We start from the raw sequence: 17,569 nt of genomic DNA on the forward strand, positions 1-17,569 counted from the left end.
TGAAAGCATTGAGAAATTCATTCCTCATCAACATTTCTTTACCACTAACTAGCAATTAATTTGTCGAGTGACTTCCCTTTTATCTAGCAACAAGTCAAAATTAGCGGTTAATTCTCCGTTTTTTATTAATTTTTAGGAATCATCATGCTTGAAGCGATTGCGTTTCTTATTATCGGTCTAGGTTTTTTGGTGTGGAGTGCAGATAAGCTGGTATACGGTGCCGCAGCTCTTGCTCGCAACTTCGGTATTTCACCACTAGTTATCGGTATGACAATCTTAGCAATGGGATCTTCAGCCCCTGAAATGATGGTTTCTGCGACAGCAGCCCTTGATGGTAAAACAGATACGGCGGTAGGTAACGTATTAGGCTCAAACATCGCTAACATCGCGCTGATTTTAGGTATTACAGCCCTTATCAAGCCATTATCGATTAGCTCTGGTGTGATTCGTCGTGAACTACCTTTAATGATAGGTGTCACTCTATTAGCGGGCGCACTGCTTTGGGATAATCACTTAGGTTTCTATGAAGGTGTGTTGTTGTTTGTTCTTTTTGCCGCTTTCTTATTTGCGATGCTGCAAATCAGCCGTAGTGAGAAAAAGAACGGTGATGCCTTTCTTGACGAACAAGAATCTGAAGTTCCTGAAGGCGTGAGCAACCCCAAAGCCGCAATGTGGGTGGTGGTTGGCCTGATTATTCTACCTCTAGCGGCCAACATGTTGGTTGATAACGCGGTTGTAATCGCGAAGTTCTTTGGTATGAGCGACCTTGTGATTGGTTTAACCATTATTGCCGTTGGCACAAGTTTACCTGAACTTGCAGCATCACTAGCTGGTGTTATGAAAGGTGAAGATGATATGGCTGTGGGTAATATCATTGGCTCAAACGTATTCAACATCCTTGCCGTGATGGGTATCCCAGGCATCCTAAACCCTTCAATCTTGAGCGAGTTTGCAATGGGTCGTGACTTCTGGGTAATGCTAGGCGTATCACTACTTCTTGTTATCATGGCACTAGGAAAATCTCGTAGCGTGAATCGTATCGAAGGCGGCGTGTTAATCGTGACGTTTGTGGCATATCAAAGTTACCTACTAATGAACATGTCAGCTTAATTGTTGATTTAACTTCCCGTACTTGGAGTATTTGATGTCTCAGCCATTTGATTATTGCAGCGTTGCAAAACAAGTTTTGGAAACTGAAGTTGCAGGTCTCACGCAATTAGACCAATATTTTAATGATGATTTTAGCAAAGCTTGCGACCTAATCCTGAACAACAAAGGCAAAGTCGTAGTAATGGGCATGGGCAAATCAGGCCACATTGGTAACAAAATAGCAGCTACACTGGCAAGTACTGGTACATCGGCTTTCTTTGTACACCCAGGTGAAGCGGCGCATGGTGATTTAGGCATGATCGAACCTGGCGATATTGTGATAGCAATATCCAACTCAGGTGAATCAGGAGAAATCCTCAGCCTATTCCCAGTATTAAAGCGTTTAAACATTAAGATTATCAGCATGACTGGCAAGCCAGCATCAAACATGGCGACTTTATCTGATATTCATTTACAGATTTCAGTACCCGAAGAAGCGTGTCCCCTTGGTTTAGCACCAACAACCAGTACTACCGCTACCTTGGTTATGGGTGATGCATTAGCCGTTGCACTTTTACAGGCAAGAGGTTTTACCGCTCAAGATTTTGCACTGTCTCATCCTGGTGGTGCTTTAGGCCGTCAACTGCTGTTGAAACTAGACGACATCATGCACACCGGCGATGCACTCCCAACTGTTGCTCCGGATGCACTAGTTCGAGATGCCCTGTTAGAGATATCTCAAAAAGGCTTGGGCATGACGGCAATCGTCGGTGAAGATGGCCAAATGAAGGGCATTTTTACCGATGGTGATTTACGCCGTATCTTAGATAAACGTATTGATATTCATAACACGCAGATCGGCGATGTGATGACACTGAACCCAACGGTAGCAGAACCAAATATGCTCGCAGTTGAGGGCTTAAATTTGATGCAAGCTAAGAGCATCAATGGCCTGATGTTGTGTGATAATGGCAAATTAGTAGGCGCTTTAAATATGCATGACTTACTGAAAGCAGGAGTAATGTAATGTCACAGGCAATTGAAACCCTTTACGGCACAGTGGATTCACGTGTATTTGCGATTGCAAAAGAGATCAAACTGCTGATTTGTGATGTAGATGGCGTATTCTCTGATGGCCGCATCTACATGGGTAACAACGGTGAAGAGCTAAAAACTTTCCATACGCGCGACGGTTACGGCATTAAATCGTTGATGAACGCCGGCGTTGAAATCGCAATCATCACTGGCCGTAAATCTCAAATTGTTGAGAATCGAATGACCGCTCTCGGTATTAAGCTAATTTATCAAGGTCAGGATGATAAAGTTAAAGCCTACCAAGATATTTGCGATAAGCTTTCAGTTAATCCTGAAAACACAGGTTATATCGGAGACGATTTAATCGACTGGCCTGTAATGGCAAAGGTCGGCTTAAAGGTATGTGTGGCAGACGGTCACCCATTACTTGCACAAAGAGCCAACTACGTAACAACCATTAACGGCGGTTACGGTGCAGTACGTGAAGTCTGCGACCTTATTTTACAAGCAAGAAACGAACTCGACGTGCACAAAGGTTTAAGCATATGAGTTTTAATCGTATTATCTACTTAATACTCATCTTTATTACCTCTTGGTCAGCCTATTACTTGTACGACAAAGAGCAAACTTCGACGATACAAGTAGATCCAAATTTAGAACTGCCCGCGTTTAGTGGCAAGAATCTTGATAATATTAGCTATGACGAAAGCGGTATTCGTAGCTATCAAGTTGAATCGACCAATCTAGAGCACTACTCCGTCGTTGGCGATACACACTTTCAAGCCCCTATTCTTTCAGTATTCCGTGAAGGGCATACGATAGAATGGCGAGTGACCGCTGATCGCGCAATTATGGATGAAAATCAAGTCATCACTTTTTATGACAACGTTGTGGCGAAGAACCTGTTGCCAGATGCTAGTTTCGATACAATGACCACTGATAAAATGGTTGTTGAACTGACTAGCCGAGATTTTTATTCAGACACTCCGGTCCATATGATCGGTACATTTTTTGAAAATGAGGGGCAAGCAATGAAAGGGAACTTCGGTACCAACAATGCGACTCTCTTTAATTCTGTTCAGGGTAGATATGAAACTCTCACACCTTAGTTTATTGGCTTTGACCCTTGCGGCGTCTAATGTCTATGCTCTATCTTCGGATAGCGAGCAGCCTGTCTATATTGATTCAGACAGTCAGCAATTAGATATGAAAAGCAATCAAGTTACCTTTCTTGGCGATGTGAACCTTAAACAAGGTAGCATCAATATCAATGCCGATAAGGTCATTGTTACACGTAATGCCGTCAACGGTGAAATTGAAGAAATACAAGGTTTCGGAAAGCCCGCAACCTTTTCTCAACTTACTGACGATGGGAAAACACTCTATGGTGAAGCTGACGATTTACATTACCAGCTGATTGCCGATAGATTGATCATGACTAAGAACGCGATGCTATCTCAAGATGGCAGTATCATTCGTGGCTCTAAGATTACCTATCAGATCACCTCTCAAAAGTTGGTTGCCGATAGTGATAGCAGTGAGCGTGTATCAACGGTTTTACAACCAGCGGAAGTGAATAAGTAATCATGGCAGTCCTTACAGCAAAGAACCTAGCGAAGACCTACGGAAAACGTAAAGTTGTAACAGACGTAAGCTTGCAAGTAGAGTCAGGTCAGATCGTCGGGCTACTTGGCCCAAACGGTGCAGGTAAAACCACCTCTTTCTATATGATAGTGGGTCTGGTTGCGCGTGATGAAGGTACTATCAGCATTGACGACCGAGACATCAGTATCTTACCAATGCACAGTCGTTCTCGTCTTGGTATCGGTTACCTTCCTCAAGAAGCATCCATTTTTCGTAAATTGTCAGTTGAAGACAACATCATGGCTGTTTTGCAAACGCGCGATGAGATGACTAACGCACAACGTCAAGATAAGCTGGAAGATCTTCTCGAAGAGTTTCACATCCAACATATTCGAGCGAGTAATGGTATGGCTTTGTCGGGTGGTGAGCGTCGACGTGTTGAGATTGCTCGTGCACTAGCAGCAAACCCTCAATTCATTCTCCTGGACGAACCTTTTGCCGGTGTTGACCCTATATCGGTTATCGATATCAAAAAAATCATCGTTCACTTACGCGATCGCGGCTTAGGCGTTTTGATTACCGACCACAACGTTCGTGAAACATTAGACGTGTGTGAAAAAGCTTACATCGTAAGTCAAGGGCATCTAATAGCTGAGGGAACTCCTGAAGATGTTCTCAATAACGAACAAGTTAAACAAGTTTATCTAGGCGAACAATTCCGTCTATGATTAGATAGAGAGTATCGAGAGTTCTTAGAATAATAACTAGGTAAGTAACACTGAATGAAACCCTCATTACAACTTAAGCTAGGCCAACAGTTAGCAATGACTCCTCAATTGCAACAAGCGATTCGTTTGTTGCAATTGTCTACTTTGGATTTGCAACAAGAGATTCAAGAAGCACTTGAATCGAACCCACTACTCGATGTCGAAGACGGCAATGAAGATACGCCAACATCGGAAGAAAAACCTAGCAGTGACGAGAAAGAAACAGTTGAAACAGTTGAACAAGACTTACCTGACAGCTCCGATTTAATCGAAAAATCAGAGATCGGCAACGAACTAGAAATCGATACAACTTGGGAAGACGTTTACAGCGCAAACACAGGTAACACTGGCATTGCGATTGATGACGATATGCCCGTTTATCAAGGCGAAACCACACAAAGTCTATACGATTACCTGCTCTGGCAACTCGATTTAACACCATTTACTGAAACTGACCGCAGCATAGCTTTTGCGCTAATTGATGCTATCGATGACCGCGGTTACCTTACCGTATCTTGTGAAGACATCCTTGAGAACTTCGACAACGAAGAGATCGAGCTTGATGAAATTGAAGCCGTTCGTAAACGAATTCAGCAGTTTGATCCGCTAGGTGTCGGTTCTGTGAATCTGCAAGATTGCTTGTTACTGCAATTGGCGACCTTCCCACAAGATACCCCTTGGCTTAACGAAGCTAAGTTAGTACTTACTAGCCATATCGACCAACTCGGCAATCGCGATTACAAACTGGTTATCAAAGAGACCAAGTTGAAAGAAGCGGAACTACGCGAAGTTTTGCAATTAATCCAACAGCTGGACCCTCGCCCTGGCAGTAAGATCACGCCAGACGAAACCGAGTATGTGGTTCCTGACGTATCCGTCTTCAAAGAGCTTGGGAAATGGTTGGTCACCATCAATCCAGATAGCGTGCCAAAACTAAAAGTGAATCAACAATACGCGGCCCTTAGTAGCAAAGGCAGTAGTGCTGACAACCAATTTATCCGCTCAAATTTGCAAGAAGCAAAATGGCTAATTAAAAGTCTAGAGAGCCGAAATGAAACACTACTAAAAGTCGCTCGGTGTATTGTTGAACATCAACGCGGTTTCTTCGAACATGGCGCAGAAGCCATGAAGCCGATGGTACTGAATGATGTGGCTTTAGCTGTTGATATGCACGAATCCACGATCTCTCGTGTGACGACTCAAAAATTCATGCACACACCGCGTGGCATCTTCGAACTCAAGTACTTTTTCTCAAGCCATGTCAGCACTGACAATGGCGGTGAATGTTCATCTACAGCAATTCGCGCACTCATTAAGAAGCTTGTCGCAGCGGAAAATACCGCAAAGCCTCTAAGTGATAGTAAGATTGCTGCTTTACTGGCTGACCAAGGAATTCAGGTAGCTAGACGTACCATAGCGAAATACCGTGAATCTCTGGGCATTGCCCCATCGAGTCAGCGTAAACGCCTGCTATAAACTAAAGTAGTTAGCTCTTTATTCATTAACGATTGATTAGTTAACTATTAATTTAGTTGTAACCTGGCAACCAACTGAAAAGGAAAGTCTATGCAAATCAATATTCAAGGCCATCACGTTGATCTTACCGATTCAATGCAAGACTATGTTCACACCAAATTCGACAAACTTGAGCGCTTCTTTGATCATATCAATAGGGTTCAAGTTGTTTTAAAAGTTGAGAAAATCAATCAAATCGCAGAAGCTACCCTGCATATAAATCAAGGGGAAATTCATGCGACAGCAACAGATGAAAGCATGTATGCCGCGATTGATTCATTGGTTGATAAACTTGTTCGCCAACTCAACAAGCACAAAGAAAAACTAAGTAGTCACTAACATGCAATTAAGCGAAGTACTTTCATTGGACTGCACTAAAAGTGCAGTCCAATGCACAAGCAAAAAAAGAGCCCTTGAGCTGATCAGTCAAATCGCAGCAGAAAGCTGCGGTCAAGATTCAACAGAACTGTTTGAGTGCATGCTGAGCCGTGAAAAAATGGGCAGTACAGGTATCGGTAACGGTATTGCGATTCCCCATGCACGCATGAATGTCAGTGATAAAGCGATTGCTGTATTAATACAATGCCAAGACCCAATCGAATTTGATGCTATCGATAACCGCCCAGTTGATCTACTGTTTGCTCTACTTGTTCCTAGTGAACAATGTAAAGAGCATCTGAAAACCCTTTCTTGTATGGCAGAGCGACTTAACGACAAGCAGACTCTTAAACAGTTGCGTAATGCTCAAAGCGATCAAGAGCTTTACGACATCATGATTCAAGTGCCAACTTGCGAGTAATAACATGCGATTAATCGTTGTCAGTGGCCAGTCAGGAGCCGGGAAAAGTGTTGCGCTACGAGTTCTTGAAGACTTGGGGTATTACTGTGTTGATAACCTACCAGTAAACCTGCTCAACGACTTCGTCGAATCGGTACGCGAGATCAATCAAAACGTCGCTGTTAGCATTGATATTCGTAACCTACCAAAAGAGCCTCAGTTAGTTACAGAAACGCTAGACCAGCTAGAAGCCGCCACAGATATAGACCTAAACGTCTTATTTCTAGATGCGAGTAAACAGACGCTACTCAAGCGCTACAGCGAAACACGCAGAATTCATCCTTTATCGATCGGCCAAGAAAAACTCTCTCTTGAACAAGCTATTGATTTAGAAAAAACACTTCTGGCTCCTCTTGTAGAGCAAGCCAGCATTGTGATTGATAGCAGTGACTGTAACCTCTACGAATTGAGTGAACAGGTTCGTTTCAAAGTTGAGGGCAAAGAAAAACAAGAACTCATTATCGTTTTTCAGTCTTTCGGCTTTAAGTTCGGCCTACCAAGTGATGCCGATTATGTGTTTGATGTTCGATTTCTGCCAAACCCTCACTGGGAACCGGCACTACGACCATTGACAGGACTTGATGCACCAATTCACTCTTTCCTAGAGAAACACGCTGAAGTTCTTGAACTCAAGCAACAAATTCAAGGCTTTGTTGAGCAGTGGTTACCCATGTTAGAGAAGAATAATCGCAGTTACCTAACGGTCGCGATTGGTTGCACTGGCGGCAAACACCGCTCAGTTTATCTAACTCAGAAAATTGGTGAATACTTCGAACAACTCGGTCATCAAGTTCAAATCAGACATGCCTCCCTAGAGAAGCACCAACAGGGCTAACCATGGAATTAACTCGAACTGTACTGATCCAAAATCGCTTGGGTCTTCACGCTAGAGCAGCCGTAAAATTGGTTGAGCTTGCCCAAAGTTTTGATGCAACTATCACTATCCATAGCGAAGAAGATAAAATCGCAACTGCAGACAGTGTGATGGGTTTGCTTATGCTGGAATCAGCGCAAGGGCAACACATCACGATCCAAGCTACAGGCACCGATTCACAACAAGCACTTGATGCTGTTTGCCACCTCATTGAAGACAAGTTTGATGAGGGTGAGTAGCGAAAACGAGTCACTGACAACACTGAAGACTCAAACTTCGAACCAACCAGTATTAAATCTTAGTTCTAGCTAAGTTTATGATTTAAATAAGCCCCAGAATTAAGTTACTATCCCAAGCATTGTTAGAATAATGAAATAGGAGGAAAATATGGCAGAGCAATTAGAATTCGACCAAGCTCACCAAACCCTCCAAGAAGTCAGCGAAGCCCTAGAAAACGGCCGATTTGTTCACGTACGTCGACAACTTCAGGACATGGAACCTGAAGATATTGCACACCTTTTAGAAGCCTCCCCTCGCAAAAGTCGTGACGTACTCTGGCAACTCACCGATCCAGAAGACTACGGTGAAATTCTTGATGAACTAAACGAAGACGTCAAAGATGCGCTTGTGTCGAAAATGGCACCAGAAACCTTGGCAGAAGCAACAGAAGGTATGGAAACCGATGACGTCGCGTACGTACTTCGAAGCCTACCCGACGATGTTTCTCGCGAAGTCCTTTCTCAAATGGACTCCGTCGATCGTGCATTAGTAGAAACCGCCCTTTCGTACCCAGAAGATTCAGCGGGTGCGATCATGAATACCGACGTAATCACGATTCGTGGCGACGTCGATGTCGACGTTGTATTGCGCTATATGCGTATGCGTGGCGAATTGCCCGACGCAACCGATGCTCTGTATGTTATTGATGAAGAAGAACGTCTGATCGGTAACCTATCGCTTACCACACTAGTAACGACTCAGCCCGATATTCAGGTTTCCGAAGTGATGGAAGATGCTGACGAAGCGATTGCGGTTGAAACCAGTGCTTCCGATATCGCCAGTCTGTTCGAACGTCGTAATTGGGTTTCTGCACCCGTTGTTGATAGTAACCAGCATCTTGTTGGTCGTATCACTATCGATGACGTGGTTGATGTTATCCGTGAAGACGCCGAGCACTCAATGATGAGCATGGCGGGTATGGACGATGACGAAGATACCTTCGCTCCAGTCGTAAAATCTGCTCGTCGTCGTAGTGTCTGGTTGGGTGCCAACGTACTCGCTGCACTTGCTGCTGCATCTGTATCCAATATGTTTGAAGCAACACTCGACCAAATGGCAGCGATTGCGGTTCTAATGACTATCGTACCTTCAATGGGCGGGGTTGCTGGTAACCAAACCGTTGCGCTTGTGATTCGTGGTTTAGCACTCGGTCATATCGGTGACAGTAACAAACGCGAACTACTACTCAAAGAGGCGGCCATCGGCTTCCTAAACGGCGTGTTATGGGCTGTTATCATTGGTGGTATTGTGGTTGCTTGGAAAGGTAACTGGATACTGGGAGGCATCATCTCAGCAGCGATGATGACCAACTTGATTGTCGCTGGTATCGCCGGTGTAACCATCCCGGTAATGCTGAAAAAGATGAATATCGACCCGGCATTGGCAGGCGGTATGGCACTGACCACAGTAACCGATGTTATTGGCCTATCGGTGTTCTTAGGCTTAGCAACCATACTGATCTAGTTATCATAAGCAGCTAGCCTATTTTTGGCGAAATACAGAAAACAAAAAGGGAGCCATCGGCTCCCTTTTTTAATTCATCATATTGGCGCTAACTTCATTAGTCACCCGCGACTTTCATCGACTCAAGCAAGATAGAACCCGTTTGAATTTGTGAACGCGTTTCAACATCGTTACCAACCGCAACAATCTGAGTGAACATGTCTTTTAGGTTACCCGCGATCGTCACTTCAGATACTGGGTATTGGATTTCTCCATTCTCAACCCAGAAACCTGCTGCGCCACGTGAATAATCACCGGTCACGGTATTAACGCCTTGACCCATTACTTCAGTCACAAGGAAGCCGGTGCCTAGTTCTTTTAGCATCTGCTCAAAGTTTTGACCCGTTGATTTAACGAACCAGTTATGAATACCACCAGCATGGCCTGTTGGTGTCATATCCATTTTACGTGCGGCATAACTAGTTAGCAGGTAAGTTGCTAACACACCATCAGTGATGATTTCACGATCTTGAGTGAACACACCTTCGCTATCGAATGGGCTTGAAGCCAAACCACGTAAGATATGAGGACGCTCAGAAATGTTAAACCAATCAGGTAGAATTTTCTGACCTAGGTGATCCAATAAGAACGATGACTTACGGTATAGGTTACCACCACTGATCGCCATCACAAGGTGGCCAATCAAGCCAGTCGCGACATCGTTAGCAAACATGATTGGGTATTGGCCTGTTGGTAGCTTTTTCGCATCCAAACGGCTAATTGTCTTTTCAGCTGCTTCTTGACCTACGCGCTCAGGCGTCCATAGCTCATCACGGTGACGTGCAACGGTGTAGCTGTAGTCTCGCTCCATCTCACCGTTAGCGCCTTGTCCAATCACACAGCAGCTCGTGCTATGGCGACTTGAAGCGTAGCTGGCTAGTAAGCCATGGCTGTTACCATAAACCTTAACGCCATAATGGCTGTCGTAGCTTGCGCCATCACTCTGTTTGATCTTGTCGCTATAAGCTAGCGCTTGCTTCTCAGCAGCAATTGCAATCTCAGCGGCATAGTCAGGGTTTGGTTCATCAGGGTGGAAAAGATCCAAATCTGGAATTTCTTTTACCATGTATTCTTTTGCGGCAGGACCAGCAAACGGGTCTTCAGAAGTGTACTGAGCGATATCAAGCGCAGCCGCGACTGTTTGAGCAATTGCCTTCTCACTCAGATCAGATGTAGATGCGCTGCCTTTTTTCTGACCGCGGTAAACAGTAATACCTAGAGCACCATCACTATTAAATTCAACGTTTTCCACTTCACACATACGTGTTGAAACACTTAAACCCGTTGACTTAGTAATAGCAACCTCAGCGGCGTCTGCACTCACTGATGCCATATCCAACGCTTTAGCTACTGCGGCTTCTAGCTCAACTCGTTGTTGGGCGACTTGCTGTTTTACATCCATATCTATTCTAATTTTTTAGGTCAATATTACGTAGGATAACAAGAATTTCGCTTTCTCCCCAAGATTCTTGCTAAAATAGGCAATATATTCGTTTGAGATAGTGACATAGGCAGAAAAGATGGCTCGCAAAAACCAAAAAGCCCCATGGGAACCAGAAGAAGAAATCATCTGGGTAAGTAAGACAGAAATGAAAACGGACATGGACGCCCTGCAAAAGCTGGGAGAAGAGCTTGTTGACCTAAAGCCTTCTGTATTAGACAAATTTCCGCTGTCTGAAGATTTGGCACAAGCGATTAAAGATGCACAACGCTTTAAAAATGAAGCGAAACGCCGTCAACTTCAATACATTGGTAAAGTAATGCGCAGTGTCGATCCAGAGCCAATTCAAGCGGCTTTAGATAAGATTCGCAACAAACACTCTCAAGCAACAGTTGAACTGCACAAACTAGAACAACTGCGTGATCGTGTTGTTGCAGAAGGCGATGCGGCCATTTCAGACGTTATGGAAATGTACCCTGAAGCAGACCGTCAACGTCTTCGTCAGCTCGCTCGTCAAGCTAACAAAGAGAAAGCGGCAAACAAACCGGCTAAGTCTTCTCGTGAAATATTCCAAATCTTAAAAGAGCTAAAGCTAGGCGACTAATCTTCGCCGCCCTTTAATCAGAAAGATAATAAAAGACCTAGCGCATGCTAGGTCTTTTTGTTTTTGACGCACTCGATATCAAGAAGCTCTCAATATCAATAAGTACTCAATATTAAGAAGTACTCACAGGAGTGAAAAATTATCATTCACCCGCTTTAACAAACGAGCTTAGCTCTTGCTGTGGATGTTCAGCCGTCAGTGTCTCTATCGAGTCTGCAACCAACACCTTACCTAGCGCTACAAAAACGAACTTATTTGCGATACTGCGTGCATCACCTAAGTGGTGAGTAACCATCAATACCGTAATGTTTCGCTCGGCGGCTAATCGCCTAACAAGGTTAAGCATTTCCTCACGAAGCAAAGGGTCAAGCGCAGAGAAAGGTTCATCAAGCAGCCAAATATCATGAGGCTGAACAAAGCATCTAGCTAACGCGACACGCTGACGTTGACCGCCCGATAAGTGCTCAGGCAATCTATCTAAATACTCCGCGACACCCACTTGTGCAGCGGCCTGTTCGACTTCGTGCTTTTGAGTTGCCGTAAGCTTTAACCCTGGATGCAAGCCTAAGCCAATATTTTCACGTACGGTGAGATGGGCAAACAAATTGTGCTCTTGAAACAACATCGCTAATGGACGCTGATGTGCTTCTTTGCCAATCAGTGATTGTCCCGCTACAGAGATCTCACCCGAAGTGGGCTCAATAAACCCAGCAACCAATGCCAACAGCGTTGATTTACCTGCGCCACTTGGCCCCATCAGCGCAACAATATCGCCCTGCTCAGCTTGAAAATCAAAGCAAAACAACTCTCTGTGATAGTGGTAGTCCACATCTTTCATCACTAACATCATCGGTTCCTCAACTCTTTAGCATCGAGCTTAGATCTTCGAGTAAATAAAAATTCAATCAGGCTAAAGCTGCCAACACTCAGTAACAGTAAGCTCACGGAAACCACAGCTGCGGCTTCCATTTGATAGCTGCCTAATAATTGGAATAGGTACAAAGGCAGAGTTCTAAAATCTTGGCTACCAAACAAAGCAATCGCACTTAAGTCACCCATTGCTAACATAAAGCTGATCGAGAAAGCTTGTGCCATCGGTTTTCGCAATGCACGCCACTCCACTAGCCTAAAACGCGTGAAACCAGTCATTCCCAAACTTGCGCACACATACTGATACTGCTGAGACAAATGCAGCATAGGTTGAGCCAAGGTTTTAATTACGTAAGGAAGCGCCATTAAACTGTTTACTGCAATCACGATAAAGAAAGCTAAGCTGAAAACATCGGTGAATGAACGCAGTAATAAGAAGAGCCCCGTACTGATCACAAGCCCGGGAGTAACTAAGATAATAGTGCCAATCAGCTCGATTTTATCGGCTCGAAAATTCTTATTCTGTAAGCGCCATGCTCGACTAGTCAGCAGTATGGCGATACCAATACCAACCGCGATAACACTTGCTAATGACGCGACTTTAACCGAGGTCATTAACGCAGCCCAAAACGGCTCGCTGCTCAGTACGATTAATGCCTGCGAGTTAATGCCACTGACGATAACCATAGCTAATGGCGGCAATACCAGCATTGAGACGGTGATGATCCAAAAGCTATCCCAAGCTTTTGACCACCAGCTATCCTTAACCAAATATTTCTCTTCCGACAATTGACTGGCTGTCACTGAAATAGGTTTCGATAGGCGTTGAATGCTCACAGCTAGCACACCACACAGCAGCATTTGCCATATCGCGAGCAAGGCACCAGCCTGCAGGTCAAAGTCGAATTTAATCGCCTGATAAATAGCGAGTTCGATAGTGGTTGATTTAGGTCCACCGCCTAGTGCCATCACGGTAGCAAAGCTGGTAAAACACAGCATGAAGACCAAACCACACACATGTGGCAGTTGCTGTCTTAAGCGAGGCCATTCAACCCATCTGAATTTGTTCCAATGACTCATACCCAAATGAGCACACAGCTTATGCTGCTCGGCAGGTACGGTATCTAAAGCTTGTAAAAGTAAACGGCTAGCATAAGGCAGGTTAAAGAAGACATGTGCGAGCAAAATACCATTCAACCCATAAATCGAGAATGGCAGTTTAATATCGAAGTTCGCCAGAAATTTAGCTAACCAACCACTGTTTCCATAAATAGCTAGCAAACCAAATACGCCAACTAATACGGGCAAAACCAAGGTCGAAGCAAACAGCCTTAACAACAAGGCCCGTCCAAAAAATTGTCTGCGACACAGAGCATGAGCAATAGGTATAGCAAAGCCAACACTCAGCATCGTTGAGAGTGTCGCTTGATAGAAACTGAATTTCGTTACATGCCAATAGTAAGGATCGGACCATACTTGGCTGATATCAAGAGAAGGGGCATTGCTAAGCAATGCCCCAACTGCTGAAACCACGAAGGTGGTAATGAGTATCGCAACCCAAACCCCGACCTTAGGTGTTTTCTTTATCATAAATTGATTTTTTACCGTAAATGGTTCACTCCAAACATAACGAATGAACCTTTAAATACAGAAAGCTAGTTTTTTAAAAGTACGTTAGAAAACTCATGTTCCTAAATAATAAGTTAAATCGTAAGTTAAAAAGTAAGCGCATTCTGCCATTCACGAATCCAAGGCTTACGCTTCTCGGCGATCTCTTCTGGTGTGAAGCTTAGCGCTTTCTGAGGAACCGTAAGTTGCTCGAACCCTTTTGGTAGCTCAACATCGGTCACTGGGTACATCCAGTTGCCAGTAGGCATCGCCGATTGGAACTCATCACTTAAGATAAATGCCATAAACTCACCGGCAAGCTTTTCGTTCTTGCTACCTTTAACCTTCGCTGCCACTTCCACTTGAGTGTAATGACCTTCTTCAAAGCTTGCAGCTGCGTACTTAGAATCACTTTCTGCAATGATGTGATAAGCCGGAGACGTTGTGTAAGACAACACTAAATCAGACTCGCCTTCTAGGAACATAGAGTAAGCTTCAGACCAACCTTTAGTCACAGTCACCGTTTTCTGAGCAAGCTTCTTCCATGCTGCAGTTGCTTCATCACCGTAAACCGACTTCATCCATAGCATCATGCCTTGGCCTGGTGTTGATGTACGTGGATCTTGATAGATAACCTTAAGATCGTCACGTTGCTCAACCAGTTCTTTCAGGCTCTTTGGCGGGTTTGCTAGCTTCTCTTTGTTATAGATAAACGCAAAGTAACCAAAATCATAAGGAACAAAGGTACTGTCGTTCCAACCATTAGGAAGCGTCACAGATGATGTATCAACACTGTGCTCAGCCAATAAGCCCGTAGATTTCGCTTCAGCCATGAGATTATTATCTAGGCCTAAAATGATGTCAGCTTTGCTGTTGCCACCTTCAAGACGTAAGCGGTTTAGAATAGACACACCATCTTCTAACGCGACAAAATTCACATCACAACCACACTTTTCTTCGAATGCTTTTTCAACGGCAGGACGAGGGCCCCAATCCGCAGCAAAAGAGTCGTAAGTGTAAACCGTTAAGGTGTTGTCTGCTGCGAAGGCAGAAAAAGAGATGGCTGTAGTAACAGCAAGAGTTGTTAATGTTAATTTCACTGGACGCTCTCCATGGTCTGAGCGGCACAGGTTTGAGGGAGGAGAACGGTAGAGGTTGTTCCTAACTCAATTCCTACGCCAGCATTATCTGGTTCAGGTTTACGGGTCCCAAGTGTCTGCTTGATCTCAGCTCGCATTCATTATTTGAATGGTTCGCTCCCCGATGAGTGTTCAGGATTGTAATTTGATTTTTAACAATAAGCCATCAAGTTTGGATCAATTACGTTGATCGTACCCCCAACGTGGCACTAAACCTTGCTCGATACCAAGATGGTCTAGAATGCGTGCCACCATAAAGTTGACCAGGTCTTCAATCGACTTAGGTTGATGATAAAAACCCGGAGCTGCAGGCATAATCGTCACGCCCATGGTCGAGAGTTTGTGCATATTCTCTAAATGCAACGTAGAAAATGGCGTCTCACGAACCACCAACAACAACTGTCCTCGCTCTTTCATAACCACGTCGGCTGCACGCTCGATCAAGTTATCTGATAGGCCATGAGCAATCGATGCCAAGCTTCCTGCAGAGCATGGACACACCACCATCTGCTTCGGTGCTGCTGAACCAGAGGCAACCGGTGAGAACCAATCATCTTTGCCACACACCACCAGCTTTTCTGGGTCGCAATCTAAATGCTTAACCAAAGCTTGTTTCGCAGCATCCGGCCCAGCAGGTAACTTAAGTTCATGCTCGGTCGCCAACACCACTCGTGCTGCCGATGATATCAGCAAGTAGACCTGATAATCGGCGGCCAAAAGGCATTCAAGTAAACGCAGGCCATAAGGCGCACCGGATGCGCCAGTGAAAGCCAGAGTTATCTCTTTATCGTGTTTTGTCATGTTCTCAATTACTTCAAATTATAAGGTCGTGGATGCGTTAGCCTTTGAGTGCCAATCCATCCAACAGTTTCTGATGAATACCACCAAAGCCACCATTACTCATTACCAAGATTTGGTCGCCCGCTTGTGCCTCAGAGACAATTTTAGCAACGAATGCATCCATATCATCACTTACGTGCGCGGGTTGGTGACACGCATCGGCGACGTCTTGTACCGACCAATCAATGCTATCGGGTTGGAATAAGTAAGTAGAATCCGCTTGCTTCAACGAATCAGCCAGCGTTTCTTTGTGCACTCCACGTTTCATCGTGGCAGAACGAGGCTCTAAAACGGCAATTATTTTTTTCGTGTCGACCTTATTACGTAAGCCGCCCAGCGTAAGTTCAATTGCCGTTGGGTGATGTGCAAAATCGTCATAAACAGAAACGCCTGCCACTTCGCCTTTAAACTCTAGACGACGTTTGGTGTTGATGAACTTCGCCAACGACTCACACGCTAAATCAGGTGTCACCCCTACATGTCGCGCAGCTGCAATCGCCATCAAAGCATTATTGACGTTATGGTCGCCAACCAAATCCCAGTCGACGGTTCCAACACATTCGCCTTGGAAGTACACCTCAAATTTAGAGCCGTCTTTAACCAGCTTCTTGGCATCCCAATCACCGAGTTCACCACTCGACTCAGTTTCACTCCAGCAGCCACGAGATAACACATCTTGGATCGCGGTATCTTGCTTCGGTGAGAAAATACGGCCATTACTTGGCACTGTGCGAACCAAATGATGGAACTGACGCTTAATCGCCTCAAGATCATCGAAGATGTCAGCATGATCGAACTCGAGGTTATTCATTACCAAGGTTCTTGGGTGGTAGTGAACAAACTTAGATCGTTTATCAAAGAAAGCACTGTCGTATTCGTCAGCTTCAACCACGAAGAACATGCTTTCACCAAGGCGAGCTGAGATACCAAAATTACCCAACACACCACCGACAAGAAAACCCGGTGCGTAACCGCAGTCTTCAAGGATCCAAGCCAGCATGCTCGATGTTGTTGTCTTGCCATGCGTTCCCGATACCGCTAATACCCAACGATCATGCAACAAGAACTCTTGCAACCACTGCGGCCCAGAAGTGTATCTAAGGTTGTTATCCAATACATACTCAACACACGGGTTACCACGACTCATCGCATTGCCAATCACCACTAAGTCAGGTCTTGGTTCTAACTGGCTTGGGTCAAACCCTTCAATAATTTCAATCCCTTGAGACTCCAACAAAGTGCTCATTGGTGGGTAAACATTCGCGTCACTACCGGTAACCTTGTGACCTAATTGACGAGCCAATACCGCAGCACCTCCCATGAAGGTGCCACAAATTCCTAAGATATGAATATGCATAAATTGCTTCCAAACGCTTGGCTAAATGAACCATGTCTAAATCAAACTACTGCACTCATTATCATTAAATGGCGATTAAAAGCGAGTAGCAATGCAAAACAAATTTAGTCGACATAGTAAGTGAGATCTGCGTCGCTTAGTTCATTACCATTAAAAAGATCTAACCTTTAGAATTTAAGTAGGCGTCTAGGTGAATAAAGCCCAAGTAAGAGGCAAATTCTATAGT

At 44.6% G+C, this 17,569-nt stretch carries 19 protein-coding genes and 1 riboswitch; of the genes, 13 read left to right on the top strand and 6 right to left on the bottom strand.

The features are described from left to right. Positions 1-144 precede the first annotated feature (144 nt). From ACED60_RS16310 to mgtE, 12 genes are all read left to right on the top strand, one after another. Entirely contained in the window at positions 145-1,110 is a 966-nt protein-coding gene (locus ACED60_RS16310; protein ID WP_009847735.1) for a calcium/sodium antiporter, read from the top strand. A gap of 34 nt (positions 1,111-1,144) precedes the next feature. Further along, entirely contained in the window at positions 1,145-2,116 is a 972-nt protein-coding gene (kdsD, locus tag ACED60_RS16315) for an arabinose-5-phosphate isomerase KdsD (RefSeq protein ID WP_009847736.1), read from the top strand. Beyond that, positions 2,116-2,673, top strand: coding sequence for a 3-deoxy-manno-octulosonate-8-phosphatase KdsC (gene kdsC, locus ACED60_RS16320; protein WP_009847737.1), 558 nt, complete (start codon positions 2,116-2,118; stop codon positions 2,671-2,673). Before kdsD ends, kdsC begins: the two co-directional genes overlap by 1 nt. Continuing rightward, the gene (gene lptC, locus ACED60_RS16325) at positions 2,670-3,233 is read left to right on the top strand and encodes an LPS export ABC transporter periplasmic protein LptC (RefSeq protein WP_009847738.1); all 564 of its coding nucleotides are present in this window, start codon (positions 2,670-2,672) and stop codon (positions 3,231-3,233) included. The genes kdsC and lptC overlap by 4 nt, the downstream gene beginning before the upstream one ends. Continuing rightward, complete coding sequence (lptA, locus tag ACED60_RS16330; RefSeq protein ID WP_009847739.1) at positions 3,214-3,708, top strand: lipopolysaccharide transport periplasmic protein LptA; 495 nt, start codon at positions 3,214-3,216, stop codon at positions 3,706-3,708. Before lptC ends, lptA begins: the two co-directional genes overlap by 20 nt. A gap of 2 nt (positions 3,709-3,710) precedes the next feature. Continuing rightward, positions 3,711-4,436, top strand: coding sequence for an LPS export ABC transporter ATP-binding protein (gene lptB / locus ACED60_RS16335; protein WP_009847740.1), 726 nt, complete (start codon positions 3,711-3,713; stop codon positions 4,434-4,436). A gap of 54 nt (positions 4,437-4,490) precedes the next feature. Beyond that, the gene (locus ACED60_RS16340) at positions 4,491-5,951 is read left to right on the top strand and encodes an RNA polymerase factor sigma-54 (RefSeq protein ID WP_009847741.1); all 1,461 of its coding nucleotides are present in this window, start codon (positions 4,491-4,493) and stop codon (positions 5,949-5,951) included. Positions 5,952-6,041: 90 nt separating this feature from the next. Further along, positions 6,042-6,329 (top strand): ribosome hibernation promoting factor, encoded by a 288-nt coding sequence (gene hpf / locus ACED60_RS16345; RefSeq protein ID WP_371728006.1) that lies wholly within the window; start codon positions 6,042-6,044, stop codon positions 6,327-6,329. Between the two features lies 1 nt (position 6,330). Next, the gene (ptsN, locus tag ACED60_RS16350; RefSeq protein ID WP_009847743.1) at positions 6,331-6,789 is read left to right on the top strand and encodes a PTS IIA-like nitrogen regulatory protein PtsN; all 459 of its coding nucleotides are present in this window, start codon (positions 6,331-6,333) and stop codon (positions 6,787-6,789) included. A 4-nt stretch (positions 6,790-6,793) separates the two neighbouring features. After that, entirely contained in the window at positions 6,794-7,663 is an 870-nt protein-coding gene (gene rapZ / locus ACED60_RS16355; RefSeq protein ID WP_009847744.1) for an RNase adapter RapZ, read from the top strand. A gap of 2 nt (positions 7,664-7,665) precedes the next feature. Beyond that, the gene (locus tag ACED60_RS16360; protein ID WP_009847745.1) at positions 7,666-7,941 is read left to right on the top strand and encodes an HPr family phosphocarrier protein; all 276 of its coding nucleotides are present in this window, start codon (positions 7,666-7,668) and stop codon (positions 7,939-7,941) included. 148 nt (positions 7,942-8,089) lie between these two features. Next, positions 8,090-9,445, top strand: a complete 1,356-nt coding sequence (gene mgtE, locus ACED60_RS16365) for a magnesium transporter (RefSeq protein ID WP_009847746.1) — start codon at positions 8,090-8,092, stop codon at positions 9,443-9,445. 97 nt (positions 9,446-9,542) lie between these two features. Here the strand turns inward: mgtE and pmbA are convergent, their stop codons facing one another. Continuing rightward, positions 9,543-10,886 (bottom strand): metalloprotease PmbA, encoded by a 1,344-nt coding sequence (pmbA, locus tag ACED60_RS16370; protein ID WP_009847747.1) that lies wholly within the window; start codon positions 10,884-10,886, stop codon positions 9,543-9,545. 118 nt (positions 10,887-11,004) lie between these two features. On the opposite strand from pmbA, the gene yjgA reads away from it, so the two are divergent. Then, positions 11,005-11,529, top strand: coding sequence for a ribosome biogenesis factor YjgA (gene yjgA, locus ACED60_RS16375; RefSeq protein WP_009847748.1), 525 nt, complete (start codon positions 11,005-11,007; stop codon positions 11,527-11,529). Between the two features lie 142 nt (positions 11,530-11,671). On the opposite strand, the gene thiQ is transcribed toward yjgA, so the two are convergent. The 5 genes from thiQ to mpl all read right to left on the bottom strand — a co-directional run bounded on the left by thiQ (position 11,672) and on the right by mpl (position 17,343). Continuing rightward, positions 11,672-12,376: a thiamine ABC transporter ATP-binding protein gene (gene thiQ, locus ACED60_RS16380; RefSeq protein ID WP_009847749.1), complete on the bottom strand. Its 705-nt coding sequence runs from the start codon at positions 12,374-12,376 to the stop codon at positions 11,672-11,674. Further along, complete coding sequence (gene thiP / locus ACED60_RS16385; RefSeq protein WP_017103695.1) at positions 12,376-13,989, bottom strand: thiamine/thiamine pyrophosphate ABC transporter permease ThiP; 1,614 nt, start codon at positions 13,987-13,989, stop codon at positions 12,376-12,378. Before thiP ends, thiQ begins: the two co-directional genes overlap by 1 nt. Positions 13,990-14,114: 125 nt before the next feature. Beyond that, positions 14,115-15,107 carry a thiamine ABC transporter substrate binding subunit gene (gene thiB, locus ACED60_RS16390; protein ID WP_017103696.1) on the bottom strand — a complete coding sequence of 331 codons (993 nt, stop codon included), beginning with the start codon at positions 15,105-15,107 and terminating at the stop codon, positions 14,115-14,117. A 53-nt stretch (positions 15,108-15,160) separates the two neighbouring features. Continuing rightward, positions 15,161-15,280, bottom strand: a riboswitch (TPP riboswitch). A gap of 43 nt (positions 15,281-15,323) precedes the next feature. Then, on the bottom strand, positions 15,324-15,947 hold the full coding sequence (locus ACED60_RS16395) for a flavin prenyltransferase UbiX (RefSeq protein ID WP_371728007.1): 624 nt from the start codon (positions 15,945-15,947) through the stop codon (positions 15,324-15,326). 37 nt (positions 15,948-15,984) lie between these two features. After that, entirely contained in the window at positions 15,985-17,343 is a 1,359-nt protein-coding gene (mpl, locus tag ACED60_RS16400; protein ID WP_371728008.1) for a UDP-N-acetylmuramate:L-alanyl-gamma-D-glutamyl-meso-diaminopimelate ligase, read from the bottom strand. Between the last annotated feature and the right edge of the window lie 226 nt (positions 17,344-17,569).

This window comes from Vibrio sp. 1F279 (assembly GCF_041439815.1).
Classification (GTDB): Bacteria; Pseudomonadota; Gammaproteobacteria; order Enterobacterales; family Vibrionaceae; genus Vibrio; species Vibrio tasmaniensis_A.